20 protein-coding genes are annotated in these 26,449 nt (G+C 50.9%); 13 read left to right on the top strand and 7 right to left on the bottom strand.

The genetic code is table 11. The features are described 5' to 3' along the window. The first annotated feature begins 65 nt into the window (after positions 1–65). From SK38_RS21215 to aldB, 5 genes are all read left to right on the top strand, one after another. Entirely contained in the window at positions 66–674 is a 609-nt protein-coding gene (locus tag SK38_RS21215; RefSeq protein ID WP_008786453.1) for a glutathione S-transferase, read from the top strand. Between the two features lie 98 nt (positions 675–772). Next, entirely contained in the window at positions 773–2,164 is a 1,392-nt protein-coding gene (selA, locus tag SK38_RS21210) for an L-seryl-tRNA(Sec) selenium transferase (protein WP_048237000.1), read from the top strand. Then, positions 2,161–4,005, top strand: a complete 1,845-nt coding sequence (gene selB / locus SK38_RS21205; protein ID WP_048236999.1) for a selenocysteine-specific translation elongation factor — start codon at positions 2,161–2,163, stop codon at positions 4,003–4,005. Before selA ends, selB begins: the two co-directional genes overlap by 4 nt. 188 nt (positions 4,006–4,193) lie before the next feature. Beyond that, positions 4,194–5,345, top strand: coding sequence for an L-threonine dehydrogenase (gene yiaY, locus SK38_RS21200; RefSeq protein WP_008786450.1), 1,152 nt, complete (start codon positions 4,194–4,196; stop codon positions 5,343–5,345). A 92-nt stretch (positions 5,346–5,437) separates the two neighbouring features. After that, positions 5,438–6,976, top strand: coding sequence for an aldehyde dehydrogenase AldB (aldB, locus tag SK38_RS21195; protein WP_008786449.1), 1,539 nt, complete (start codon positions 5,438–5,440; stop codon positions 6,974–6,976). A 40-nt stretch (positions 6,977–7,016) separates the two neighbouring features. On the opposite strand, the gene SK38_RS21190 is transcribed toward aldB, so the two are convergent. Continuing rightward, a complete protein-coding gene (locus tag SK38_RS21190) occupies positions 7,017–8,105 on the bottom strand; it encodes a type I restriction endonuclease (protein ID WP_048236998.1) in 1,089 nt (362 codons plus the stop codon). 700 nt (positions 8,106–8,805) lie between these two features. On the opposite strand from SK38_RS21190, the gene SK38_RS21185 reads away from it, so the two are divergent. Further along, positions 8,806–9,129, top strand: a complete 324-nt coding sequence (locus SK38_RS21185; protein WP_003024200.1) for a DUF3302 domain-containing protein — start codon at positions 8,806–8,808, stop codon at positions 9,127–9,129. 5 nt (positions 9,130–9,134) lie between these two features. Then, positions 9,135–10,271: an HlyD family secretion protein gene (locus SK38_RS21180; protein WP_003827345.1), complete on the top strand. Its 1,137-nt coding sequence runs from the start codon at positions 9,135–9,137 to the stop codon at positions 10,269–10,271. Positions 10,272–10,286: 15 nt separating this feature from the next. On the opposite strand, the gene SK38_RS21175 is transcribed toward SK38_RS21180, so the two are convergent. Further along, complete coding sequence (locus SK38_RS21175) at positions 10,287–11,237, bottom strand: LysR family transcriptional regulator (protein ID WP_020996058.1); 951 nt, start codon at positions 11,235–11,237, stop codon at positions 10,287–10,289. Positions 11,238–11,358: 121 nt separating this feature from the next. Here SK38_RS21175 and SK38_RS21170 point away from each other — a divergent pair, with 121 nt between their 5' ends. Further along, on the top strand, positions 11,359–12,099 hold the full coding sequence (locus tag SK38_RS21170) for a MipA/OmpV family protein (RefSeq protein WP_008786446.1): 741 nt from the start codon (positions 11,359–11,361) through the stop codon (positions 12,097–12,099). Between the two features lie 87 nt (positions 12,100–12,186). On the opposite strand, the gene SK38_RS21165 is transcribed toward SK38_RS21170, so the two are convergent. Continuing rightward, positions 12,187–14,142: a glycoside hydrolase family 127 protein gene (locus SK38_RS21165; RefSeq protein ID WP_048236997.1), complete on the bottom strand. Its 1,956-nt coding sequence runs from the start codon at positions 14,140–14,142 to the stop codon at positions 12,187–12,189. Between the two features lie 10 nt (positions 14,143–14,152). Continuing rightward, entirely contained in the window at positions 14,153–15,553 is a 1,401-nt protein-coding gene (locus tag SK38_RS21160; RefSeq protein WP_048236996.1) for an MFS transporter, read from the bottom strand. 252 nt (positions 15,554–15,805) lie between these two features. On the opposite strand from SK38_RS21160, the gene SK38_RS21155 reads away from it, so the two are divergent. Both SK38_RS21155 and SK38_RS21150 read left to right on the top strand, forming a co-directional pair. Continuing rightward, the gene (locus SK38_RS21155; RefSeq protein WP_003827350.1) at positions 15,806–16,621 is read left to right on the top strand and encodes a helix-turn-helix domain-containing protein; all 816 of its coding nucleotides are present in this window, start codon (positions 15,806–15,808) and stop codon (positions 16,619–16,621) included. A 165-nt stretch (positions 16,622–16,786) separates the two neighbouring features. Beyond that, positions 16,787–17,260: a 4Fe-4S dicluster domain-containing protein gene (locus SK38_RS21150; protein WP_048236995.1), complete on the top strand. Its 474-nt coding sequence runs from the start codon at positions 16,787–16,789 to the stop codon at positions 17,258–17,260. Positions 17,261–17,294: 34 nt separating this feature from the next. Here the strand turns inward: SK38_RS21150 and avtA are convergent, their stop codons facing one another. Continuing rightward, positions 17,295–18,545 carry a valine--pyruvate transaminase gene (gene avtA / locus SK38_RS21145; RefSeq protein WP_048236994.1) on the bottom strand — a complete coding sequence of 417 codons (1,251 nt, stop codon included), beginning with the start codon at positions 18,543–18,545 and terminating at the stop codon, positions 17,295–17,297. A gap of 176 nt (positions 18,546–18,721) precedes the next feature. Further along, entirely contained in the window at positions 18,722–20,752 is a 2,031-nt protein-coding gene (gene malS, locus SK38_RS21140; protein WP_048236993.1) for an alpha-amylase, read from the bottom strand. A 316-nt stretch (positions 20,753–21,068) separates the two neighbouring features. On the opposite strand from malS, the gene SK38_RS21135 reads away from it, so the two are divergent. Further along, on the top strand, positions 21,069–21,893 hold the full coding sequence (locus tag SK38_RS21135) for a protein bax (RefSeq protein ID WP_008786441.1): 825 nt from the start codon (positions 21,069–21,071) through the stop codon (positions 21,891–21,893). Positions 21,894–21,937: 44 nt separating this feature from the next. Here the strand turns inward: SK38_RS21135 and xylR are convergent, their stop codons facing one another. Further along, positions 21,938–23,116, bottom strand: coding sequence for a D-xylose utilization transcriptional activator XylR (gene xylR, locus SK38_RS21130; RefSeq protein WP_008786439.1), 1,179 nt, complete (start codon positions 23,114–23,116; stop codon positions 21,938–21,940). Positions 23,117–23,477: 361 nt separating this feature from the next. On the opposite strand from xylR, the gene xylA reads away from it, so the two are divergent. Both xylA and xylB read left to right on the top strand, forming a co-directional pair. Next, positions 23,478–24,800, top strand: a complete 1,323-nt coding sequence (xylA, locus tag SK38_RS21125; protein ID WP_048236992.1) for a xylose isomerase — start codon at positions 23,478–23,480, stop codon at positions 24,798–24,800. Between the two features lie 71 nt (positions 24,801–24,871). Beyond that, a complete protein-coding gene (gene xylB, locus SK38_RS21120; protein ID WP_048236991.1) occupies positions 24,872–26,326 on the top strand; it encodes a xylulokinase in 1,455 nt (484 codons plus the stop codon). Positions 26,327–26,449: the final 123 nt, after the last annotated feature.

Raw genomic sequence — 26,449 nt, 5'->3', positions numbered from 1 at the left:
AGCCATACTAAGCGGTGTCCCACTATCGTTGGGCACCGCTTTTTTGTTGGCAAAAAGGACCCGGCATGAAACTCATTGGCAGCTATACCAGCCCTTTTGTGCGTAAAATTTCTATTCTGTTACTGGAAAAGGGCATCACCTTCGAATTTGTGAATGAACTCCCCTATAACGCGGATAGCGGCGTGGCGCGCTATAACCCGTTAGGTAAAGTACCCGCGTTGGTCACCGATGCGGGCGAGTATTGGTTTGATTCTCCTATCATTGCGGAATATATAGAGCTACTGGATATTGCACCAGCCATGCTGCCGCGTGATCCGCTGGCTGCGCTGAAGGTACGCCAGTTGGAAGCGTTGGCAGACGGCATTATGGATGCCGGTTTAGTTTCGGTGCGCGAACAGGCTCGCCCTGCCGCGCAGCAGTCAGAAACTGAATTGTTACGTCAGCGTGAGAAGATCACCCGTAGTCTGGATGTGCTGGAAGGCTATCTGGCGGATGGTACGCTGAAAACGGATACGGTTAACCTGGCAACCATTGCGATTGCCTGCGCCGTCGGTTATCTCAATTTCCGTCGGGTTGCGCCTGGCTGGTGTGTTGATCGCCCCCGTCTGGTCAAACTGGTGGAAACGCTCTTTCAACGCGAGAGTTTTGCCCGTACAGAACCGCCAAAGGCTTGATGCGTATTATGTCCGCCTGAGCAAAGTCACGGTACAATCCTTCCTATATCGATATCCCTCTCCACGGTGGAGAGGGCCACCAACAGCCAGGCCCTTTCATGACAACCGACATGCGTTCACTCTACAGCCAGCTTCCTGCTATCGATCGTTTATTGCGCGATAGCGCCTTCCCAGCCTTACGTGAATCTCACGGCCATACCCGGGTGGTTGACCTGCTGCGTCACATGCTCGATGAAGCCAGAGACGCTATTCGCGACACGCACGCGCTCCCGGAATGGTGTGAGGACTGGGCGCAAGAAGCCAGCGCCCGGCTTGAACGAGAATCGCAAAGCGCGCTACGCCCGGTGATTAACCTGACCGGAACGGTGCTGCATACCAACCTTGGGCGCGCGTCGCAGGCCGAAGAAGCAATTGAAGCGGTGGTACAGGCGATGCGCACGCCGGTGACGCTGGAATATAGTCTGGATGATGCCGGGCGGGGACATCGGGATCGGGCCCTGGCGGATTTACTCTGCCGTCTGACGGGGGCGGAAGATGCCTGTATCGTCAATAACAATGCGGCAGCTGTTCTACTGATGCTGGCCGCCACGGCGAACGGCAAAGAGGTGGTTGTTTCTCGCGGCGAGCTGGTGGAAATTGGCGGCGCGTTTCGTATTCCGGACGTCATGTGTCAGGCCGGATGCATTTTGCGTGAGGTGGGGACCACCAACCGGACCCATGCGAAAGATTACCGCCAGGCGGTGAATGAAAACACCGGTCTGCTGATGAAAGTGCATACCAGTAATTACAGCATTGAAGGCTTCACAAAGTCGGTGGATGAGGCGGAGCTGGCCGTAATTGGGCAGGAACTGGATGTACCGGTGGTGGCGGATCTGGGCAGTGGTTCGCTGGTCGATCTCAGCCAGTATGGTTTGCCGCAGGAGCCGATGCCGCAGCAACTGATTGCCGCTGGCGTCAGTCTGGTGAGTTTCTCCGGCGATAAACTGCTGGGCGGGCCGCAGGCAGGGATAATTGTCGGTAAAAAAGAGATGATCGCTCGTTTGCAGAGCCATCCGCTGAAACGCGCATTACGGGCAGATAAAATGACACTGGCTGCGCTGGAAGCTACGCTACGGCTCTATCTGCACCCGGAAGCACTGGCGGAGAAGTTGCCCACATTGCGCCAGCTCACCCGCTCACAAGAAGCGATCCACGCGCAGGCACAGCAATTACAGGCACAGCTTGCAGAGCATTACGGTGATGAGTTCGCCCTGAATGTGATGCCTTGCCTGTCGCAGATTGGCAGCGGCTCACTACCTGTTGATAGGCTGCCCAGCGCGGCGCTAACCTTTACCCCACATGACGGGCGCGGGAGCCGCCTTGAAGCGTTGGCAGCCCGTTGGCGTACGCTGCCCGTGCCGGTTATTGGGCGAATTTATGATGGCCGCTTATGGCTGGATCTGCGCTGCCTTGAAGACGAGACCCGGTTTATGGAGATGATGCTGAAATGATTATTGCAACCGCCGGACACGTTGACCACGGAAAAACAACGTTATTACAGGCGATTACCGGTGTGAATGCCGACCGTCTGCCGGAAGAAAAAAAGCGCGGCATGACCATCGATCTCGGCTATGCCTACTGGCCGCAGCCGGATGGGCGGGTGCTGGGGTTTATCGACGTTCCTGGACACGAAAAGTTTCTGTCCAACATGCTGGCGGGGGTCGGCGGCATCGATCACGCGTTGCTGGTGGTGGCGTGTGATGATGGCGTAATGGCGCAAACCCGTGAGCATTTGCAAATTCTGCAGCTGACGGGCAATCCGCAGATCACCGTGGCACTCACGAAAGCCGACCGCGTAGACGAAGCAAGAATTGAAGAGGTACGTGCGGAGATTCAGGCCACGCTGGGGAATTATGGTTTCGCGGAGTCGGTGCTTTTCGTCACTGCGGCCAATGAAGGCCGTGGCATAGAGGAACTGCGTGACCATTTGTTGCAATTAACGTCGCGCGAGCATGCCCGCGATCACAGCTTCCGCCTGGCGATTGACCGCGCCTTTACGGTCAAAGGCGCAGGGCTGGTGGTGACCGGGACGGCGCTCAGCGGTGAAGTGAATGTCGGTGACACGCTGTGGCTCACGGGCGTCAACAAACCGATGCGCGTACGTAGCCTGCATGCACAAAATCAGGCCACCGACCGCGCGCAAGCGGGACAACGTATTGCGCTGAATATTGCCGGTGATGCACAAAAAGAAGAACTAAACCGCGGCGATTGGCTGCTTTCCGATGCGCCGCCAGAGGCTTTTACCCGCGTGATTGTTTCTTTAGAACATGCCGCGCCGCTGATGCAGTGGCAACCGTTGCATATTCACCACGCGGCTAGCCATGTTACCGGGCGTATCTCTCTGCTTGAAGGGACACTAGCTGAACTGGTGTTTGATACACCACTCTGGCTTGCCGATAACGACCGTCTGGTGCTGCGTGATATTTCTGCCCGCACAACGCTGGCAGGTGCACGTGTTGTGACGCTTAATCCGCCGCGACGCGGAAAGCGTAAGCCGGAATATTTACAGTGGCTGTCGGCGCTGGAAAACGCGCAGACTGACGGTGACGCTCTGGCGCTGCACCTGGCGCGTGGGGCGGTGAATATTCCTGACTTTGCCTGGGCGCGTCAGCTCAATGGCAACGGTATGCGTCCGTTGATTGAGCAACATGGATTTATTCAGGCGGGATACAGCCTGTTGAATGCCCCTGTTGCCGCGCGCTGGCAGCGGAAAGTTCTCGATACGCTGGCGACCTACCATGAGCAGCACCGTGATGAACCAGGGCCCGGGCGCGAGCGCCTGCGCCGTATGGCTTTGCCGATGGAAGACGAAGCGCTGGTATTGCTGCTAATTGAAAAGATGCGCGAGAGTGGCGCTATTCATAGCCATCATGGCTGGTTGCATTTGCCGGAACATAAGGCGGGTTTCAGCGATGAGCAGTTGGCAATCTGGCAAAAAGTAGAACCACTTTTTGGCGATGAGCCGTGGTGGGTGCGCGATTTGGCAAAACAGACGGGAACGGATGAACAGATGATGCGTGTGGCGTTACGACAAGCGGCACAGCAAGGCATCATTACCGCGATCGTGAAAGATCGTTATTACCGTAACGATCGGATTGTGGCCTTTGCCAATATGATCCGCGAACTGGATCAGGAAAGGGGATCGACATGTGCCGCCGATTTTCGCGACAGGCTTAACGTTGGGCGCAAATTGGCTATCCAAATTCTGGAATATTTTGACCGCATTGGTTTTACTCGCCGTCGGGGAAATGATCATTTATTACGCGATGCGTTGCTGTTCCCTGAAAAATAATGAAACAATTAATTCATGGATTAAATGAATTAATACAAAATAGATGTTGATTGAAATAAGCACATTAGATTATGAACCTAATGTGCTTTTTAATTGTAAGTGTTATTAAAATAACAACCACGATCATATTTTGTTGGAAATTTCACTCGTATGCTTCCTACCTCTTTAGAGTAATTAAGGATCGTACAGTGGCTGCTTCAACATTTTTTATTCCTTCCGTGAATGTAATCGGCGCTGACGCATTAAAAGACGCAATGAATACAATGGCGGAATATGGTTTTCGCCGTACGCTGATTGTTACGGATGCCATGCTGACGAAATTAGGTATGGCTGGCGATATTCAAAAAGCGCTACAGGAACATGATATTTCCAGCGTAATTTACGATGGTACGCATCCTAACCCCACGACCAGTAACGTTGCCGCTGGCCTGAAAATGCTGAAAGAAAATGACTGTGATAGCGTTATTTCTCTCGGTGGCGGCTCTCCTCATGATTGTGCGAAGGGCATTGCGCTGGTGGCGGCTAATGGTGGCGATATTCGTGACTACGAAGGCGTAGACCGCTCTGCAAAACCGCAGCTGCCGATGATCGCCATCAACACCACGGCGGGTACGGCATCTGAAATGACCCGCTTCTGCATCATCACTGATGAAGTACGCCACATTAAAATGGCGATTGTGGATAAGCATGTTACACCGCTGCTGTCCGTCAATGACTCCTCGCTGATGGTCGGTATGCCGAAGTCTCTGACGGCGGCTACCGGTATGGATGCGCTGACTCACGCTATCGAAGCCTATGTTTCTATTGCTGCGACCCCCATTACCGATGCGTGCGCGCTTAAAGCTGTCACCATGATTGCGGAAAACCTGCCGGTCGCCGTGGAAGAGGGCGGCAATGCTCAGGCGCGCGAAGCCATGGCCTATGCGCAGTTCCTCGCAGGCATGGCCTTTAACAATGCCTCTCTTGGCTACGTGCATGCGATGGCGCACCAGCTGGGTGGCTTCTACGATCTGCCACACGGAGTATGTAATGCCGTACTGCTGCCGCACGTACAGGTATTTAATAGCAAAGTTGCTGCCGCCCGCCTGCGCGATTGCGCCTCGGCAATGGGTGTGAACGTTGCTGGTCTGAGCGAAGAGCAAGGGGCAGAAGCCTGCATCGCGGCGATCCGCGAACTGGCGCAGAAAGTGAATATTCCGGCTGGGCTGCGTGAGCTGAACGTGAAAGAAGAAGATTTTGCCGTTCTGGCGACTAATGCCCTGAAAGATGCCTGTGGTTTCACTAACCCGATTCAGGCGACACATGAAGAAATCATGGCGATTTATCGTGCTGCCATGTAATTCGTGATACCTGTCGTAAAGCAGTAAAAGGCTGGCGAATAATTCGCCAGCCCCGTCTACCCTTGTAGTACCCCTACAGCAAGGAGACGGTCATGACCAATAACCCCCCTTCAACGCGTATTTATCCCGGCGAGTATGGTTACCCTCTGAAGTTAAAAGCCCGATACGATAACTTTATCGGCGGTGACTGGATCGCACCGGTGGACGGTGAGTATTACCAAAACCTGACGCCGGTAACCGGGCAATTACTGTGCGAAGTGGCCTCTTCCGGCAAAAAGGACATCGATTTGGCACTGGATGCCGCGCACAAAGCAAAAGACAAATGGGCGCAGACTTCCGTGCAGGACAGGGCGGCGATTTTGTTCAAAATTGCCGATCGTATGGAGCAAAATCTGGAGCTGCTGGCGACGGCTGAAACCTGGGATAACGGTAAACCCATCCGTGAAACCAGCGCGGCAGATGTGCCGCTGGCGATTGACCATTTCCGCTATTTCGCGTCCTGTATTCGTGCACAGGAAGGGGGAATAAGCGAAGTTGATAGCGATACCGTGGCGTATCACTTCCATGAACCTCTTGGCGTGGTGGGGCAAATTATCCCGTGGAACTTCCCGCTGTTGATGGCCAGTTGGAAGATGGCGCCCGCCCTGGCTGCCGGTAACTGTGTCGTGCTTAAACCTGCGCGCCTGACGCCGCTGTCCGTGTTGTTGCTGATGGAAGTTGTCGGCGATCTGCTCCCGCCTGGCGTGGTGAACGTGGTAAACGGCGCGGGTGGGGAAATCGGTGAGTATCTGGCGACGTCAAAACGCATTGCAAAAGTGGCGTTTACCGGCTCAACGGAAGTTGGGCAGCAGATCATGCAGTACGCCACGCAGAACATTATCCCTGTCACGCTGGAGCTGGGCGGGAAATCCCCCAATATCTTCTTCGCGGACGTGATGGATGAAGAAGATGCGTTCTTTGACAAAGCGCTGGAAGGTTTTGCATTGTTTGCCTTCAACCAGGGCGAAGTATGTACCTGCCCGAGTCGGGCACTGGTACAAGAATCCATTTACGAACGTTTTATGGAAAGAGCCATACGTCGGGTGGAAAGTATCCGTAGCGGCAACCCGTTAGACAGCGTGACGCAAATGGGCGCGCAGGTGTCGCATGGTCAACTGGAAACCATTCTGAATTACATCGACATTGGTAAAAAAGAAGGGGCAGATGTTCTCACCGGCGGGCGGCGCAAGCAGCTGGATGGCGAGTTAAAAGAGGGGTACTACCTCGAACCGACTATTCTGTTTGGTAAGAACAACATGCGGGTTTTCCAGGAGGAGATCTTCGGACCGGTGCTGGCCGTCACGACCTTCAAAACTATGGAGGAAGCGCTGGAAATCGCTAATGACACCCAATATGGGCTTGGCGCTGGTGTCTGGAGTCGAAACGGAAATCTGGCTTACAAAATGGGGCGTGGGATTCAGGCGGGGCGAGTTTGGACCAACTGTTACCATGCTTACCCGGCGCATGCGGCGTTCGGCGGCTACAAGCAGTCGGGTATCGGGCGCGAGACGCATAAGATGATGCTTGAGCATTATCAGCAAACCAAATGCCTGTTAGTGAGCTACTCTGATAAACCACTGGGGCTGTTTTAATATAGTATAAATAGGCAGTATTAATACTGCCTATTCTCTATTAGTTATATAATGCAGCTGTAGCTTGTAGCTCAGTGCTGAATTTATAAATATCATCCAATGATTCAATTGGATGGCGAGTTTCATTTTTCTCTAGATCGAATATTCCAATGTATTTTTGATTTCGGTTAAAATGAAGTCGACAAAGTGGTTTTCTATTATTGTCATCTATTAAGATACCAAAATAGCTTTTTGTATCTCTGTGCATTATCCTGGGTGCATCAATTACCGTCCGAGTTATCGCTTTAACAATGTGAAACCCTTCAAGTTCGTCCATTGTTGTAATAATATCACTCTCATCTTTTATAATGTTAGTAGGAGTGTCAGTCTCGTTCGTCGGATTTGTTGATTCCTGAATCTGAATTACATTTCCACCGATGGCTGATTTTAATCTTTCATTAACTTGGGCGTTGATATATTGAGTCGACGCTTTTTTAGTTAGTATCGTAAATGTTTCTCTAACCTTCTGTGTCAACATGCCTTCATATATTCTTGATGCAAAGAATTTTACGAAATCTTCTTCAGGATTATTCAATTGCGTATGAAGGTGTTTTTTTATTAAACTCACATACTTTAATTCACCAGCTGCATTCAGTATCGACTCGAGGTCAAATGCTGATTTGGTTAGTTTCTTTATTTCAGGGATGACCATTTCATCTAAATCAAGAAGATTGATCTCGAGAAATGGTTTTTCATCCATTTTATTCGGAGCATCTAAGTCAGTGAAAAACTTATACTCCTGCCCATTCGTTAGTATTGAAATTCTGGCGTTAGTTACATGAAAGTAGCGAAAAAGTTGTGAGGCATGATTTATGTTAAGAGGTTCTCCAATTTTCTTGCACTCAATTAGAATTTGAACTTCACCATTTTTTAGAATGGCATAGTCTATTTTTTCGCCTTTTTTAGTACCTACGTCACATACGAATTCTGGAATAACTTCTGTAGGGTCAAAAACATCGTAGCCAAGTACATTATTAATAAATGGCATAACAAAAGCATTCTTTGTTGCTTCCTCAGTTTCAGTAGCTCCAGATTGCTGTTTTATTTTTGAAGCTAGTTGATTTAGCTTTTCCATAAACTCAACGGACATAACAAACTCCTTGTAACTATTTGCCATAAAAAGTAGATAAAACATGGTAGCAAGGTAAGTAGTCCTATATTAGGTATCATGCAAGAACATAAATGTTGAAAATTTGAAGTTTGTCACATTATTAGTGTAAATGCAGCGAAATATGAAATTAAATATTTCTAATTCTTAATCAAAAAGAAATCATCATCTATATAAATAATAATATTGCATTATTAAATGTTATGACTATGGTTAAGCCATTTAGATGGATAAGTACATTTTTTATGGGGGAAAGGTGGAGTAATTTTTTTTCATCTGAACTGTAAGTGAAAGGAGTATATAGCACATCAAAAGAGTAAAAAAATAGCAGGCATTGCAAGTAGATATAGTTATTGTGCACATTATTATCTTGGTTAACAAATTGTAGGCAAAATTAACTATTTGGTTACAAATGAGTTGGTTTCAGGTATAGAAATCAACATTTAGAGAGGTATGTCCGTAGAGTATTTTTGTGCCAAGGGTAGCTGGTCAGGTATTAACGTGCTCTATTCCAGGAAAACATCATCATACTGTCAGGCTTTAAGTGTTATATATATAAACCCATATATCGTTATATAAATAAGATAATTGCATCCAATCTGGTCATTCCAATACTATTATCAACTCTATTGTTTAAATCAAATTGCATCCGAATTCCTTAATTTAAATCCCTGAGGCAAATATGTTCCTTAATTATTTTGCATTAGGAGTGCTTATTTTTGTATTCCTGGTCATTTTTTACGGGATTATTATTCTGCATGATATTCCCTATCTAATTGCAAAGAAACGTAACCATCCTCATGCCGACGCAATACATGTTGCGGGTTGGGTTAGTTTGTTTACCTTACATGTTATTTGGCCCTTTTTATGGATCTGGGCAACGCTTTATCGCCCGGAACGCGGGTGGGGCATGCAGAGCGCGGATTCTTCCCTGATCCAGCTTCAGGCAAGGGTTGCGGATCTGGAAAAGAAACTGGGTGAGGCCAAGACCTCTCCGGCGGAGTAATATCGATGGATTTACTGATTGTTCTGACCTATGTGGCGTGTGCATGGTCAATATTTAAAATTTTTAAAATTCCTGTAAATAAATGGACAGTTCCTACCGCGGCATTAGGCGGTATATTCATTGTTTGCGGACTTATATTACTGATGAATTATAACCATCCGTATACATTTAAGGCACAAAAAGCGGTAATTTCTATTCCCGTGGTGCCGCAGGTAACGGGTGTAGTGACAGAAGTGACGGATAAGAAGAATACGCTAATCAAAAAAGGCGAGGTTCTGTTTAAGCTTAATCCAGGGCGTTATCAGGCGCGGGTAGATCGCCTGAAGGCTGATATTGTTACCGCACAGCATAAAGAGCAGGCTCTGGTTGCGCAGTTAGACGAAATGAAAGCCAACACGCAGCGGGCAAAGGCCACGCGTGACAAGCTGGCAAAAGATTACCAGCGCTATGCGCAGGGGAGTCAGGCGAAGGTGAATCCTTTTTCTGAACGCGATATCGACGCGGCGCGCCAAAACTACCTGGCGCAGGAAGCTTCGGTGAAATCCTCCGTTGCAGAACAACAGCAAATTCAGAGCCAGTTGGACAGCCTGGTACTGGGTGAGAATTCGCAAATTGCCAGCCTGAAAGCACAGCTAGCGGAAGCAGAGTTCAACCTGGACCAGACCGTGGTTCGCGCGCCCAGCGATGGTTACGTCACTCAGGTGCTGATGCGCCCAGGAACCTATGCCGCCGCGCTGCCGATGCGCCCGGTCATGGTATTCATCCCGGATCAGAAACGACAAATTATCGCCCAGTTCCGTCAAAACTCGTTGTTGCGACTGGAGCCAGGCGATGAAGCGGAAGTGGTGTTTAATGCCCTGCCGGGTAAGGTGTTTAGCGGTAAACTGGCCGCCATTAGTCCGGCAGTACCGGGTGGTACATACCAGTCGAACGGGGCACTGCAATCTTTAAACTCTACGCCTGGTTCGGAAGGGGTAATCGCCACGATTGAGCTGAACGACAATGCGGATGTGAATGCGTTGCCTGATGGGATCTACGCGCAGGTCGCCGTTTACTCTGATCACTTCGAACATGTGTCGGTCATGCGCAAGGTGTTGCTGCGGATGACCAGTTGGGTTCATTACCTGTATCTCGACCACTAAGCGCAGGCTATTCGCTTACTCAGGCTGTCGTATCGCCTGAGCAAGCTGCTGACGTATCTCCGCGAGCATTGCATCGAGAATATACTGCACTCGCCAGGGCTGGTATTCACGCTTGCGGAAAATCGCCACTAAATCCAGCCACCATTCATGTTGTTCTGAGAAACACGGGACCAGCATCTCGGAACGACAATCTTTTTGCACACTTTCATTTGGCGCAAAAACAATCCCCAAATGGTTACGCGCCAGCGCCAGTGCCGATTGTGTATTGTCGCAGATGTAATTTCCCGTCACACGATAGTCGCGCATCTTTTTGTCTTCAGCAGAATTGAATCGCCAAATGTTGGCATCATCAATCATCATAGAATCAATTAGAATGCAGGAATGGTTAACTAATTCATCAGGACTACTAATAGGATTCTTGGTGAGATATTCCCGACTGGCAAAAGCAATAACCGCATATTTAGTGATAAAACTGGCGACCAGTGATTCATCTTTAGGATGAGCATAGGAAAGTAAAATATCACAATCGTCAGGAAAGTCGACGCCTTCATAAAATGCTTTGCGATCCAGGTTATAGGTTTTTAGCACCAGACTGATATCGCCAATATCCATAATTTTTGCAATAACATGTTGCGATAAGTAAGCAATAATTCCGGTTGGTGCATATACCGTTACTTTGCCACGTTTCTCGTGCTTATAATCAGCAATGAAATTATTTAACTGCTCATTTCTGTCTAACATGTCATTGATGTAAGGAAGTAACGCAATACCAAACGGCGTGAGGGTCAGTTGTCTGGTGGTGCGGTCAAATACCTTTAGCCCAACTTTTGATTCAAAATCAGCAAGATACTTACTTACGTTGGCCTGAGCAATGCCGAGAACAGTAGCGGCATGGCTGATATTTTCACTGGCAGCAATTACCGAAATAATCTTCAGTTCCCGGTGTTTAAGTTGTAATTTATTCATCGCCAAGCCCAATATATATAATTTTATATATATTACTATATAAATATGAACCTTGCACCGATGAAATTGTAAGCATTATTATGCACCCGCTTTGTAGCTTATTTTAAAATGGAATGTTGGCATGTTAATTAAACACAATATTGTGGCGCTGCTCGCCTTTTCTTTTATGGCGAGTGCAACTGCCGCAGAATTTTCTATTGGCGCTGGCGCTGTATATAATGAATCACCTTATCGCGGGTATAATGATAATGTTCACGCAGTACCGCTTGTCAGTTATGAAAGTGAATCATTTTATTTTAGGCAAACAACGCTAGGTTATATTTTGTCTAAGAGTGAAAGTAATGAATTTAGTATTACTGCCTCTTATATGCCGCTGGAGTTTGATCCCGGTGACAATGACGATCACGCGATGAAAGCGCTGGATAAGCGTGACGCAACTGCAATGGCGGGTGCTGCGTGGTATCACCATGAAAGATGGGGTAGCGTGAAAGTCTCCGCCGCTGCGGATGTGCTGGACAACAGTAATGGCTGGGTAGGGGAAGTTTCACTGTTCCGTCCAATGCCGATGGGCAAGCTGACGCTGACGCCATCAATTGGCGTGCTCTACTATGACGAAAAATTCAATGAATACTACTACGGCATTTCGGGTAATGAGTCCCGTCGTAGTGGTTTATCAAGCTATTCCCCAGGCGATAGCTGGACACCGTATGTTGGCCTGTCCGCTAAATACGCATTAACCACTAACCTGACGCTGCTGGCAAGCGCCAACTATAGCGCACTGCCGGATGACATTAAAAATAGCCCGATGGTTGATCGTGATGACAGCTTCACCTTTATGTCCGGTCTGACCTGGCGTTTCTGATTCTCACCCGTTTGTCCTCAGGGAGGAGGGCAATCTTTTCATGAGACATTGACGGATGGGGGCTAACCGCCGCCATCCGCCTTATTATTACTGCTCGTTTATCCAGATACGCATTTCGCCTTCACCACGGTTCGCCCAGCTAAACCACGGAATAAACGTCAATGTATGCGCCTGGCGCGAAGCTGGGGAAACATCGTAGTGCCACAACGATTGTTGTGCTGCATCGGCAGTACTTTGCTTCACGCCTTCAGCCTGAATTAACATTTTATGGCTGAACAATCCCTTACCCTCGAATACTCTGAACTTACTCTCTTTTGGCAACCACAGGTTATGCAATTCCTCACCGTTATCGGCCTGCTCCAGGCAATACACCAGCGGTCCACGCTGAATGGCGACCTTACCGGCAACATGACGCACTAATGGATTTCCGTACACCCGACGCACCGGCATTGGCAGGGTCAGACTGAGCGTATCGCCTTCCTGCCAGGTTCGGCTGATGTGCAAATAGCCTTTACGAATATCCTGCTCAACTGGCTGACCATTCAGTAAAACCTGCGGTGCGGTACACCAGTCTGGCAGGCGCAGGGCCAGGGTGTGATATATCGACTGCGGTGATTCGATGGCGATTTTCACCTGCTCATGCCATGGATAATCCCCGCTAATGCGCAGCTTGAGCGAGCCATCCGCCACGGGGACTTCCATGCTATTGCCCACGTACATATTGATATACAGCGCGTCCTGACGTGGTGTGTAGATGTAATGACCAATAGAGGTGAGTACGCGGGCGATATTCGGCGGGCAACAGGCGCAGCCAAACCAGCGCTGACGAACGGGTTTCACGTGGTCATAAATATGATTGAATTTTAATGATTTAGGATGCACTTCCAGCGGGTTCACATAGAAGAAGTGCTTGCCATCGAGCGCCATCCCGCCCAATACGGTGTTATACAGGGCGCGCTCCATCACGTCGGCATACTGGCTGTCTGCCTCCATCTCCAGCATTCTGCGGGCGAACATCATTAGACCGATTGAGGCGCAGCTTTCCGCATACACGGAGTCGTTAGGCAGATCGTAATCGCTGCTAAACGCCTCGCCGCTGCTTTGTGAACCAATACCGCCGGTAATGTACAACTGACGCTGGGCCATGTTTTTCCACAGACGCAGGCAATCCTGACGTTTGCCTTCGTCCTGACTCAAGCGTGCCAGATGCGCCACGCCGGTCATCAGATAAACAAAACGTACTGCATGACCGATCGCCGTTTGCTGTTCTGAAATGGGCTGATGAGCCTGGCTATAGGGTTTGTCCTTCACCATCCATGCCGGGCCGTAAGTATGCCAGTAAGAGGTTTGGCCACGCTTTTCGTACTCTTCGTCATAGAAATGGGGTTGCGCGCCGCGCTGCTCCACAAAGTAATTTACCAGCGCCATGTAGCGTGGTTGCTGGGTCACTTCGTATAAGCGCATTAACGCCAGCTCAATTTCCGGGTGTCCCGGATAGCCGCGCAGTTGATTCTCTCCAAGCCCGAAAACGTTATCGATGTGGTCCGCCAGACGGCACACTACGTCTAAAAGACGACGTTTTCCCGTCGCCTGAAAGAACGCGACGCCTGCTTCGATCAAATGACCTGCACAGTACAACTCATGACACTCGGCGAGGTTAGTCCAGCGTTCATCCGGGGCTTTCACTGTAAAGTATGTATTGAGATAGCCGTCTTCACACTGCGCAGCGGCCACCAACTCGATGACCTCATCTGCGGTTTTCTCAAGTTCCGCATCAGGTTTCTGGCACAGGGACCAGGCGACTGCCTCCAGCCATTTCGCTACGTCGCTATCCTGAAAAACCATGCCGTAAAATTCGCCATCCTGCAGTCCTGCGGCGATACGAAAGTTCTCTATCGCATGACTTGGTTCCGCCTCTGCAATGCGGTCATTCAACGCATCCCACTGGTAGGGGATCACTACATCACGGACCAACTGTTGGTATTGTCCGAGGAACGGATCGCTGACGGTGAGCTTATGCAGGTCGACTTCCAGTACGTTCATTTCGTGCTCCTTAAGGCTGTACATGACGCTGACGCAGATCGGTGGCAATGCGCGACATCATCGGATTATTGAGTTTGCAGATGCGGATAGACAGCGCCAACAGCAGGTGGAACAGCGCGGGAAGCAGCGTCTCCATCGCGGTAATTCCTTGCAGCGAACTGGCGGTTTGGTTACCAGCGCCTGGCTGATAGGCGACAAAAATAAATAACAGGCTGATGATCCCCGCGCTTGAGGCCCAGGCCAGCTTGATGAAAAACAGGTTGAAGGCGAAATTCATGCCGGAAGAACGCACGCCGGTTTTCCACTCGCCGTAATCGTCGGCAAAGGCCATCAGCGAGAAGTGCAGAGGCAGCGTAAAGCCCAGAATAATGCCGTTGCCGAGAATAACCGCCAGCCATAATGTTTGATAAGCCGGACCGGTCGGCAGGAACCACATCATCACTGCCAGGGCTGCCAGCACCAGGTTGGTGTAGTAATAGAGTTTGACGGTATCTATACGGCGGGTCAGCGGGCTGACAACCACTGAACCGATGATGGACGCAAAGGTCACCATGGTGAAAAACAGCGACGTGTAAGCGGTACTGCCTTCCAGCACGTAGGTAATGAAATACATGTACCCGCCGCCACGAATATTGAAGACGTTAATCAGCAGGAAAGACATCACCAGCATCAGCAGCAACTGGTCATTTTTGCGTAGCCCACCAATGTGTTCACGCAGGGTAAATTTCCCCATCATCGCCAGCGGTACACGCTCGCGAACCCAGAAGAAGCAGCACAGGAACATCACCACAGCGATGGCGCACAGGATGCCCACGCCGAACTGATAACCCTGCGCGACATTGCCCTGACCCAGAATATCCACCATCCACGGCAGACCAACGGAGACAAGGAATCCCGCCACGCCGCACAGCACAAAGCGCCAGGACTGACAGGCGATCACCTCGTTATGGCGGGTCGTCATGGTGTTGATCAGCGCACAATACGGTACGTTGATGGCGGTATAGCCGACAGAGAGCAGTAGATAGGTGCCGAATGCCCAGGCGATTTTTACGCTCATGCTGGCGTCAGGGACGGTAAACGTGAGTACGCCAATGATGCCAATGGGAATTGCCACCCACAGCTGCCATGGGCGAAAACGCCCCCAGCGGCTTTGCGTGCGGTCGGCAAGTATGCCCATTATCGGATCGGAAATGGCATCAAATACGCGCAGGGCGATAAACAATGTGCCGACCAGCGCGGGCGTTAACCCGAAGACATCGGTGTAGAAAAATGTCAGGAAGTTCATGATCAGACAGGTAATTACCGTCCCGCCTGCATCGCCTAACCCATAACCTATTTTTTCACGCAGGGATAATTTGTCGTCCTGGGCACGCTGTGCCAAATCAGATGTCGTAATCGGAGCCGAAGTCATAAATAACTCCCGGAGAGGATGTTCAGAAAGTATCCCGCTACGTTGCGGGTTATTTGTTTGTAATTTGCAAAGTACGTTATTTATTCTGCACGAAATGTTTGGGTCAACAAGGGAAGAGAAAAGTATAAAAAGATGACAATTCCGACTTCATTATAAAAATGTGATTTCGATCCAGCGAAAAGCAAGTTTATCGTGAATAATCAATAATAAAGAGCAGTTTAAATAATGCAAAAAGCGGGAATTTGAATATATATGCTCGAATTATCCATGTCTCTTCCGATTAAAGTGCAAAATGGTGGGCTATTTATTTCCCGAGGTGTGGGAAGCCATCCGGCGCGGCAATTGCAATCCTGGGAAATCATCTTTGTCGAAAAAGGGACATTAACGATTCGCGAAGGTCAGACCGTTTTTTGCGTGAATGCTGGAGAAAGTTTGCTGTTATGGCCGCAGCGTTCGCATATTGGTGTGGGACAGTTTCCGGCTGATTTGAAATTTTACTGGCTACACTTTGAGGTGACAGCAGAAAACGATGCTTCACTTACAGAACCGTTGCTTGCGATTCCTCAGCATGCCCGGGTTAGCGAGCCACAATATATTATTTCGCTGTTTCGCCAGTTCTTACGTGAGCAGGAAAATATTCATCGCAGCGTTGCGCTGGAACTGATCCTACTGCTGATTTTGCAGCAAATCTCCGCGGCGGCTAGCGAGCAACCCGCAGATAGCCCCGGTAATGCGCTGGCATGGAAAGCGCAACAAATAATCCACACCCAGTTCCACCTGCCGATTAGTGCCTCAACTCTGGCGAAAGAGCTGCATTGCAATGCGGATTATCTGGGGCGTGTATTCCGGAGCGCTTTCCGGCTGACGCTAACTGAAGCATTGCATCGCCAGCGGGTAAGGGCGGCAGAAAAGCTGTTGATCAGTGACTCGCTGTCGCTTACCGAAGTGGCGATTAAATGTGGATTTAATGATGTGGGTTACTTTCGTAAAATCTTTCGTAAGCATACCAGCCTGACGCCTGCGGCGTGGAAAAGGCGCTACTGCAAAGAGCATATTAATTCGGCGTAAATGAGGATCGCCGGGTGGCGCTATGCTTACCCGGCCTAAAAAATTGCAGGCAATCCCCAAAGTCGTTCAGTCACCTGACAGTATTTAACCGTTTCCCCTGTCCGATCAAAGCGTCAGGGGCGGTCTCTCTGGCACTCTGTGGTTTTCACGCAGAGGGAGGGGGCAATGAACGCGTTTATTATGGCGGATGCGGCAAAATGTATTGGGTGTCGTACCTGCGAAGTTGCCTGCGTCGTCGCGCATCAGCAAAATCAGGACTGTGCTTCGGTCTCTTCTTCTGCGTTTATACCGCGGATTCGGGTCATCAAAGACGACGCCTTTACCACGGCGGTCGCCTGCCATCAATGCGAAGACGCTCCCTGTGCGAATGTTTGTCCAACTCACGCCATTCGTCGTGAACATGGGCATATCTTCGTTGAACAGGCACGTTGTATTGGTTGTAAAAGCTGTATGCTGGCCTGCCCGTTTGGGGCAATGAATGTCGTTGCCCGTTCGTCGCGGGCGCAGGCGATAAAATGCGATTTGTGCTGGCATCGCGAGGCGGGACCAGCGTGTGTCGAAGCCTGCCCGACCAGCGCGTTGCAGTGTGTTGATGCCGTCAGTATTCAGCGCCAGCGCCTGCGTTCACAGCCGCTGTGAAGTGAGCCCGACCCGCACCTGGGTCGGGTTTGCGTTAGCCTTCCAGCCAGGCGCGTTCGATCTCTTCCGCCAGAATCTTCACGCCAGCTTCGATTTTCTCCGGCTCTGGCACGTAGTTCATCCGCATGCACTGATGGGTATGCGGCCAGGGTTTATCCAGCCCCGGGAAGAAGTAGTCACCAGGAACCATCAGTACGCCGCGCGCTTTCAGACGCTGATACAACAGTTCGGTGGTGATCGGTAAATCTTTGAACCATAGCCACAGGAAAATCGCGCCTTCAGGTTTATGGATAAGGCAGCGATCTTCAGACAAGTAGCGGCGAATAATCGCAATCGTCTCCTGAACGCGCTGATAGTAAAACGGCTTGATAACCGTTTCGGACAGGCGCAGCAGATCGTTACGTTTAATCATCTCGCACATCATCGCCGGTCCCATCCCGCCAGGTGCAAGGCTGATGATGCCGTTCATATTGGTAATCGCAGTGATGATTTTTTCATTCGCGATAATGATACCGCAGCGGGAACCTGGCAGACCCAGCTTGGAAAGGCTCATGCACAACACAATGTTGGGGTTCCACAGCGGGCGTGCTTCGCTAAAGATAATGCCAGGGAACGGTACGCCATAGGCGTTATCAATCACCAGCGGGATCCCATGCTGGTTGGCCAGCCGGTCCAGCTTCATCAGCTCGTCGTCGGTGATCACGTTGCCTGTCGGGTTAGTGGGGCGCGATACGCAGATCATCCCTGTCTCTTCACCGATGTGCAGGTGTTCAAAATCAACGTGATACTTAAACTGGCCTTCCGGTAGCAGCTCAATGTTCGGACGTGCTGAGACGAAGAGATCTTCTTCCAGCCCGGAATCTGCATAGCCAATGTATTCCGGCGCTAACGGGAATAACACTTTTTGCGTTGTTCCGTCAGCGCGGCGTCCGGCGAACAAATTGAATAAGTAGAAAAACGCGCTCTGACTGCCATTTGTCAGTGCAATATTTTGTGGCTCGATATCCCAACCCTGTTTCTCACGTAGCAGTTTCGCCAGTTCAGACAGTAGCTCGGTTTTCCCTTGCGGACCGTCATAATTGCAAAGCGCATCAGTGGCTTTGCCGTTTTCCAGCATATCTGCCAGCAGAGACTGGAAGTAATTTTGCATCTCTGGAATTTGCGCCGGATTACCACCGCCGAGCATGATGGCGCCTGGGGTGCGTAAACCGTCGTTGAGGTCCTCCATCAGGCGGGTGATGCCTGAATGGCGGGTAAATTTGTCGCCAAAAAGTGAGAATGTCATAGCAGGGGGTCTGTCGAACTGAGTAGTAAAGTGGCTAACCATAGCGCTACCTATGGCAGGGTGCAAATCAGGGGGAACGAGCTGGATTGATGTTTTGTGCTGCAGATGTTTGCCTGGCTGGTTTTTTATTTTGTGTTGGGCTTCCCGCTGTATGCACAGCGGGAAGCCTGTTGGGATCAGGGCTGACCGGCCCACACCACCATCACCTTATCGTCGCCATGCTCGCGGATAAATCCGTATCCCTGCTTCAATGTCAGCGTGGTCTGTTTACCAGCACCGATGGCGGGATGTCTGGCCCGGAACTGACTGATGCGCTGCCAGTGAGCGACGCTAGCGGCAGATTTCCCGGCCACATCCTGCCAGTTCATTTCTGAGCGCGTACCCTGCAATGGGTCTGAACCTGTTGGTCCAAAGGGCCGGGCCGACTCGTCTCCGTAAAAGAGTTGTACCGCGCCTGGCGCCAGCAGCAATAGCTCGGCGGCTTTGTCTCCACCTTCGCGGAACAGGCGCGTATCGTGCGAGGAAAGATAGCTCAGGACGTTGAAATCCTGTAGTTTTTCAGCCATTTGTTGCCAGGTGACATCCATATTTGCCAGACAATCGACGGCCTTTGCCGCCTGCTCCTGATAGTCGAAATTGATCATCGCATCAAAGCCGTGACGGTAATAGTCGCTTTGCATCACGCCGTGACCCCAGGCCTCGCCGGTCATCCAGAAAGGTTTGTCATCAAGCGCTTTATCCGGGTTCGCTTTCTTCCATTCAACCAGCGCCGCGCTGGCCTGTGTTTTTAACTGCTGCCATGCGGGAAGTTCGACGTGTTTGGCGGTATCGACCCGAAACCCGTCAATCCCGTAATCACGCACCCACTGGCTGAGCCAGTGGGTCAGATAATCGCGGGGCGTATAACCAGCAATAGCTTTAGCGTGCGTATCCGGTTTGTGTTGATAAAAGTTTGGCAGCCCGGAAGGCGTGGTGGATTCGGTTTTCAGATCGGGCAGGAAAGCCAGCGACATGGTCAGGTCGTCAAAACCCGGATTGTCGTAATCACCAATATCGGTGCGGATCCAGTTTTTCCCCCACCATTTTTCCCAGCCTGCTTTATCGCTGAAGTTGATGTAATCATTAAAGCTGTGCCAGCTTTGCCCGGCGGCTGGCTTCCAGTCCGTCCAGCGTTCACCGAGCGTGTTTTTCAGTTCATCGCCCGACAAGTACAGGGCCCCAAACTGATACTCCTGCATATCCGCCAGCGTGGCGTAGCCGGTATGATTCATGACGACATCAAACAGGATGCGAATGCCGCGCTGGTGCGCGCCGTCAACCAGCGCACGCAGGTCAGCTTCATTACCCATATTCGCATCGAGCGTGGTCCAGTCCTGAGTGTAATAGCCGTGGTAAGCATAATGGGGGAAATCGCCTTTGGTGCCACCGCCGACCCAGCCGTGGATTTGCTCAAACGGCGCGCTGATCCATAACGCATTGACGCCCAGTTGTTGCAGATAGTCGAGTTTGCTGGCAAGACCGCGTAAATCGCCCCCGTGGAAGGTGCCAATTTCCTGCATGCCATCGCTGCGCCGACCGTAGCTGTGGTCGTTGCTCGGGTCACCATTTACAAAGCGGTCTGTCAGGACGAAATACACCGTAGCGTTATGCCAGTCGAAAGCGGCCGGGGCATCGGTTTCCGCCCGTTCCAGCAGCAACAGTCCGTTACTGGCTGCGGCAGGCTGTAGGGTAATTGTCCCATTTTTTACCGTTGCCGTTTTCTGGCTGTAGAAATCGCGCACCACGGCACCTTCCGGAAAGGTCTGGCTCACATCCAGTGTTAACGGCGAACCATCCCATTTCGGGCACTGGCGAATCTGGGTCGTGACAGGGTCTGCGGCGCTTTTTACCGAGAGCATCAACGTTGGCGTTCCGGAGCGGGTATCCACTTCCAGTGTGTAATCGCCGTCTTTGAATAAGCGCCACTGCGGCGGGGCGCCTTCACACGGTTTTAGCGACAGCATCTGGTTGAGTTTTATCGCATCAGCAGGCTGCCAGCACTGTTGGTCAAAATTTAGGATTAAAGGACGCGTACCCTTCGTCAACGCTGCATGGCTGACGAATTTACCCGTACCTTCCGCTTCGAAGGTGGGGAGTCCCTGAGAAGTCCATGATGAGGCGATGGCAATGCCGGGCATGAGCGCCAGCGCAACGGCGGCAAGTTTCATAATGCTGTCCTTGGTGCTGCGATTTTCGCCAGTTTGCCAGTGAAATCAGGCCGGAAACTCCTCCTTTGAGTCGATTCCGCCAGGAGGAGAAGTGAGGGTGAGCGATCGCGCGCAAAAAATGAACTCATTTTGCGATAACCTCCACATTTTCTTCGAATTAATCGCACCCTGAACCGTTAATGCGTGACATGGTTTCAGAATTGGACTATTCCTTTGGGTGCTCTTGACGGCTATTTTTGATATGATTTGAGATTCATCTCTCATTTTTGTGAAAAATATAAGGTGTTGGAATGTATAAATCCGACCAGGAGACCTAATGATATTGACTCCCATTCGACGATATGGGGCAATGATTCTTATGTTACTCACCGTTGCATTTTCGGGTGAGGTGCTGGCAAAGACACACACGGCGACAACGAGTCACAAGCCCCAGGTAATCAAGACAAGTAATACACAGGTAAGCAGTAAACAAGAGTATTCTCGCAATAGTGCAAAGAGTAGTTCACTTCCTGATTTGCGAAAATACCCTTCCGGAACACCAAGGAAAAAAGCGTTTCTCCGGACGGTTATGCCTTATATTACCAGTCAAAATGCTGCCATTACGGCGGACCGTAACTGGCTGATTTCAAAACAGTACCAGAACCGCTGGTCACCGACTGAGCGTACGCGTATGAAGGATATCGCGAAGCGCTACAAGGTGAGCTGGTCTGGCAACACGCGTAAAATCCCATGGAATACGCTGCTTGAGCGCGTAGACATTATCCCGACCAGTATGGTGGCAACCATGGCTGCGGCTGAAAGTGGCTGGGGTACGTCGAAGCTGGCGCGTAGCAACAACAACCTGTTTGGCATGAAATGTGGCAAAGGTCGTTGTAACAATGCCCCGGGTAAGGTGAAAGGCTACTCACAGTTTGAATCGGTGAAAGAGTCGGTGAATGCTTACGTCATCAACCTGAACACGCATCCGGCTTACTCTTCATTCCGTAAGTCACGTGCGCAGCTGCGTAAAGCCGATCAGGAAGTCACCGCTACCGCGATGATTCATAAGCTGAAGGGTTATTCCACTAAAGGACAGAGCTACAACAATTATCTGTTCGCAATGTATCAGGATAACCAGCGTTTAATCGCCGCGCATATGTAATTCTGTGTGCCGGATGGCGGCTTCGCCGCATCCGGCAATAATCCTCACAGCAACACTTCGCTGTTCACATCGCGATACTCTTTGGGCGTCGTGTCATACTCTTTCTTAAAGACCGAATAAAAATATTGCAGAGACGGATAGCCGCACATCTGTGAGATTTCGTTGATTGAAAGTGTGGTAGATATCAACAGGCTGCGCGCTTTTTCCAGCTTTTCGGCATGAATCACGGCGTGGATAGTCTCTCCGACCTCTTCTTTAAAACGTTTCTCCAGATTCGAACGAGAAATCCCCACTGAATCCAGCACTTGTTCAACCTTAATACCTTTACAGGCATGGTTGCGGATAAAGTGCATCGCCTGAATCACCGCCGGATCGGTTAATGAACGGTAGTCGGTTGAGCGGCGTTCAATGACGCGCACCGGAGGAACCAGTGTACGTTGCAGCGGCAGCTCTTCATTTGCCAGTAAACGATGTAAGAGCTTAGCGGCCTGATACCCCATCTGCCTGGCTCCCTGAGCCACGGATGAAAGCGCCACCCGTGACAGATAGCGGGTCAGTTCTTCGTTGTCGATCCCAATCACACACAGCTTTTCCGGTACTGGAATATGCAGGTGCTCGCAGACTTGCAGGACGTGTCGTGCCCGCGCGTCGGTAACGGCGATAATACCGGTTTGCGGCGGTAGTGTTTGTAGCCAGTCCGCCAGACGATTTTGCGCGTGCTGCCAGTTTTCCGGTGCGGTTTCCAGCCCCTGATAGACAACGCCGCGGTACTTCTCTTTGGCAACCAGCTGGCAAAACGCATATTCACGTTCCGCGGCCCAGCGTTTGCCGCTTGACGATGGCAGACCATAGAACGCAAAGCGGTTAATCCCTTTTTCTTTCAGGTGCAGGAAAGCGCTTTCTACCAACGCGTGGTTGTCGGTGGCGATGTAATGTACCGGTGGATAATCTTGCTCCAGATGGTAGGAGCCTCCAACGCCGATGATGGGAACTTCAACATCGGCAAGTAATTGCGCAATATCATCATCGTCATAATCAGCAATAACGCCGTCGCCTAACCAGTCTTTAATATTATCGATACGGGCGCGGAAATCTTCCTCAATGAATATATCCCACTCGGATTGCGATGCCTGTAAATATTCACCCACACCTTCTACCACCTGGCGGTCGTAGGCTTTATTGGCATTAAATAGCAGAGTGATGCGGTGACGTTTATCAAACATAAGAACCTGTCCTGGAAAGGTTAACGTGGGCCTGTCGATACTAGCAAAACCGCAGGTACGACTGCTTGATGAAGCGTGACAAAATTCCTGATTGCCTGAGGCTACGCAAAATTTACATACTGGTCGCGGGATGACAATTGTCATTTTTTATCTGCGCATTACGGTTTTTTGTTTAATGACTAACCTTCGATCGCGATCGCTTTTTTATTTCTTTATTTAGCGCGTTTTTTTGGGAGCCAGCGCACGTTTGGGTATTCTCTTAATGGCGGTGTGAAATAACGTAATTGAGCAATAAATCAGGAAATTCCAGTATAGCCATATCGCAGTTTACTTGCCGTATTACCTGATTATGGAGCTTATTATGCCGGCTTATTTTGACCAACTCGATCGTGTTCGTTTCGAAGGCACTCAATCCACCAACCCGCTCGCATTTCGCCATTACAACCCTGACGAAATCGTATTGGGCAAGCGCATGGAAGATCATCTGCGTTTTGCGGCCTGCTACTGGCATACCTTCTGCTGGAACGGGGCGGATATGTTCGGTATGGGCGCTTTCGATCGTCCATGGCAGCAGCCTGGTGAAGCTCTGGCGCTGGCGAAACGCAAAGCGGATGTGGCATTTGAGTTTTTCCACAAGCTGAACGTGCCTTACTACTGCTTCCATGACGTGGATGTTTCGCCGGAAGGCGCGTCTTTGAAAGAGTACAAAAACAACTTTGCGCAGATGGTTGATGTGCTGGCGGCAAAACAGGAACAGAGCGGCGTGAAGCTGCTGTGGGGAACAGCAAACTGCTTCACTAACCCACGCTACGGTGCGGGTGCGGCCACAAACCCAGATCCAGAAGTGTTCAGCTGGGCCGCCACGCAGGTGGTTACGGCCATGGATGCCACGCACAAGTTAGGTGGAGAAAACTACGTTCTGTGGGGCGGCCGTGAAGGTTATGAAACACTGCTGAATACCGATCTGCGTCAGGAACGTGAGCAGATTGGTCGTTTCATGCAATTAGTCGTGGAACACAAACACAAAATCGGTTTCCAGGGCACTTTGCTTATCGAGCCGAAACCGCAGGAACCGACCAAGCACCAGTACGACTACGATGCGGCGACCGTGTACGGATTCCTCAAGCAGTTCGGTCTGGAAAAAGAGATCAAACTGAATATCGAAGCCAACCACGCTACGCTTGCAGGCCATTCGTTCCATCACGAAATCGCCACTGCTATCGCGCTGGGTCTGTTTGGCTCTGTCGATGCCAACCGCGGCGACGCACAGTTGGGCTGGGATACCGACCAGTTCCCGAACAGCGTAGAAGAGAATGCCTTGGTGATGTACGAAATCCTGAAAGCGGGCGGTTTCACTACCGGCGGCCTGAACTTTGATGCCAAAGTACGTCGTCAGAGCACCGATAAATACGATCTGTTCTATGGTCATATTGGCGCGATGGATACCATGGCGCTGTCGCTGAAAATTGCGGCCCGTATGATTGAAGACGGTGGCCTGGATCAGCGTGTGGCTAAACGTTATGCCGGTTGGAATGGTGAGCTGGGCCAGCAAATTCTGAAAGGCCAGATGACGCTGACAGAAATTGCGCAGTACGCTGAACAACACAACCTGGCGCCAGTGCACCAGAGCGGTCATCAGGAATTGCTGGAAAATCTGGTAAACCATTATTTGTTCGACAAATAACGGGTCTCTGAGAACGTCCGTAAGCCCGGTCAGCTAGCGCTACCGGGCCTTTCTTTAAGGAACGATGCCTTATGTATATCGGGATAGATCTTGGCACATCAGGCGTAAAGGCCATTCTGCTCAATGAGCAGGGCGATGTGGTGGCTTCACAAACGGAGAAACTCACCGTCTCGCGCCCGCACCCGTTATGGTCAGAACAAGACCCTGAGCAGTGGTGGCTGGCAACGGATCGGGCGGTAAAAGCACTGGGTCAGCAGCATTCACTCCGCGAGGTGAAAGCGTTGGGGATTGCCGGGCAGATGCACGGCGCGACGCTACTGGATGAACAACAGAAGGTATTGCGTCCGGCTATCTTATGGAACGACGGTCGCTGTGCTGAAGAGTGCGAGATGCTGGAGAGTCAGGTTCCGCAGTCTCGTGCCATCACTGGCAACCTGATGATGCCTGGCTTTACCGCGCCAAAACTGCTGTGGGTGCAACGCCACGAGCCGGAGATTTTCAACCAGATTGATAAAGTCCTGCTGCCGAAAGATTACCTGCGTTTGCGCATGACCGGTGATTTTGCCAGCGATATGTCTGATGCGGCAGGGACAATGTGGCTGGATGTCGCGAAGCGTGACTGGAGCGATGTCATGCTGGCTGCCTGTAAACTGACTCGCGCACATATGCCTGCGCTCTATGAAGGCAGCGAGATTACCGGAACCTTATTGCCATACGTCGCTAAAGCCTGGGGAATGCAGGAGGTTGCGGTTGTTGCCGGAGGCGGTGATAACGCGGCGGGCGCGGTTGGCGTAGGTATGATGAATGCCGGTCAGGCGATGCTTTCGCTGGGGACATCCGGCGTCTATTTTGCGGTGAGTGATGGTTTCCTTAGCAAACCGGAAAGTGCGGTTCACAGTTTTTGCCATGCTTTGCCTGAGCGATGGCATCTGATGTCTGTAATGTTAAGTGCAGCATCGTGTCTGGACTGGGCGGCAAAATTAACTGGACTGGCGAGCGTTCCTGCGTTGATTGACGCTGCGCAACAGGCGGATGAACACGCGGAGCCGGTCTGGTTTTTACCTTATTTGTCCGGCGAGCGTACGCCGCATAACAATCCGCAGGCTAAGGGCGTATTTTTCGGTCTGACGCATCAGCATGGTCCGGCAGAACTGGCACAGGCGGTGCTGGAAGGTGTGGGTTTCGCGCTGGCTGACGGTATGGACGTGGTACATGCATGTGGCGTTCAGCCCGCCAGCATTACGCTGATCGGCGGTGGGGCACGCAGTGAATACTGGCGTCAGATGCTATCTGACATCAGCGGATTGCAGTTGGATTACCGTACCGGCGGTGACGTTGGCCCTGCACTCGGCGCGGCGCGCCTGGCGCAAGTTGCCATGAATCCGCAAACGTCGTTATCAGAGTTACTGCCTCAGCTTACGCTGGAGCAGGCGCATTATCCTGACGCGGAGCGTCATGCTCGTTATCAACAGCGTCGAGAAACCTTCCGTCGTATCTATCAGCAATTACAACCGCTGATGTCCTGACCACTTTCCCCTCTGGCTAGCAGAGGGGAATTTGCCGCATACATATATCCACAAAAATAATAAGTTACACGTATGGATGTATTCTGAAAGTCCTGCGTAGTCGCTTTTTTCTGTGTTGTCTTT

The sequence above is a fragment of the Citrobacter sp. MGH110 genome, from assembly GCF_001037515.1.
Classification (GTDB): domain Bacteria; phylum Pseudomonadota; class Gammaproteobacteria; order Enterobacterales; family Enterobacteriaceae; genus Citrobacter; species Citrobacter portucalensis.
Note: the sequence above shows the minus strand (reverse complement) of the source record. Positions and strands in the feature narration are given on the sequence as shown.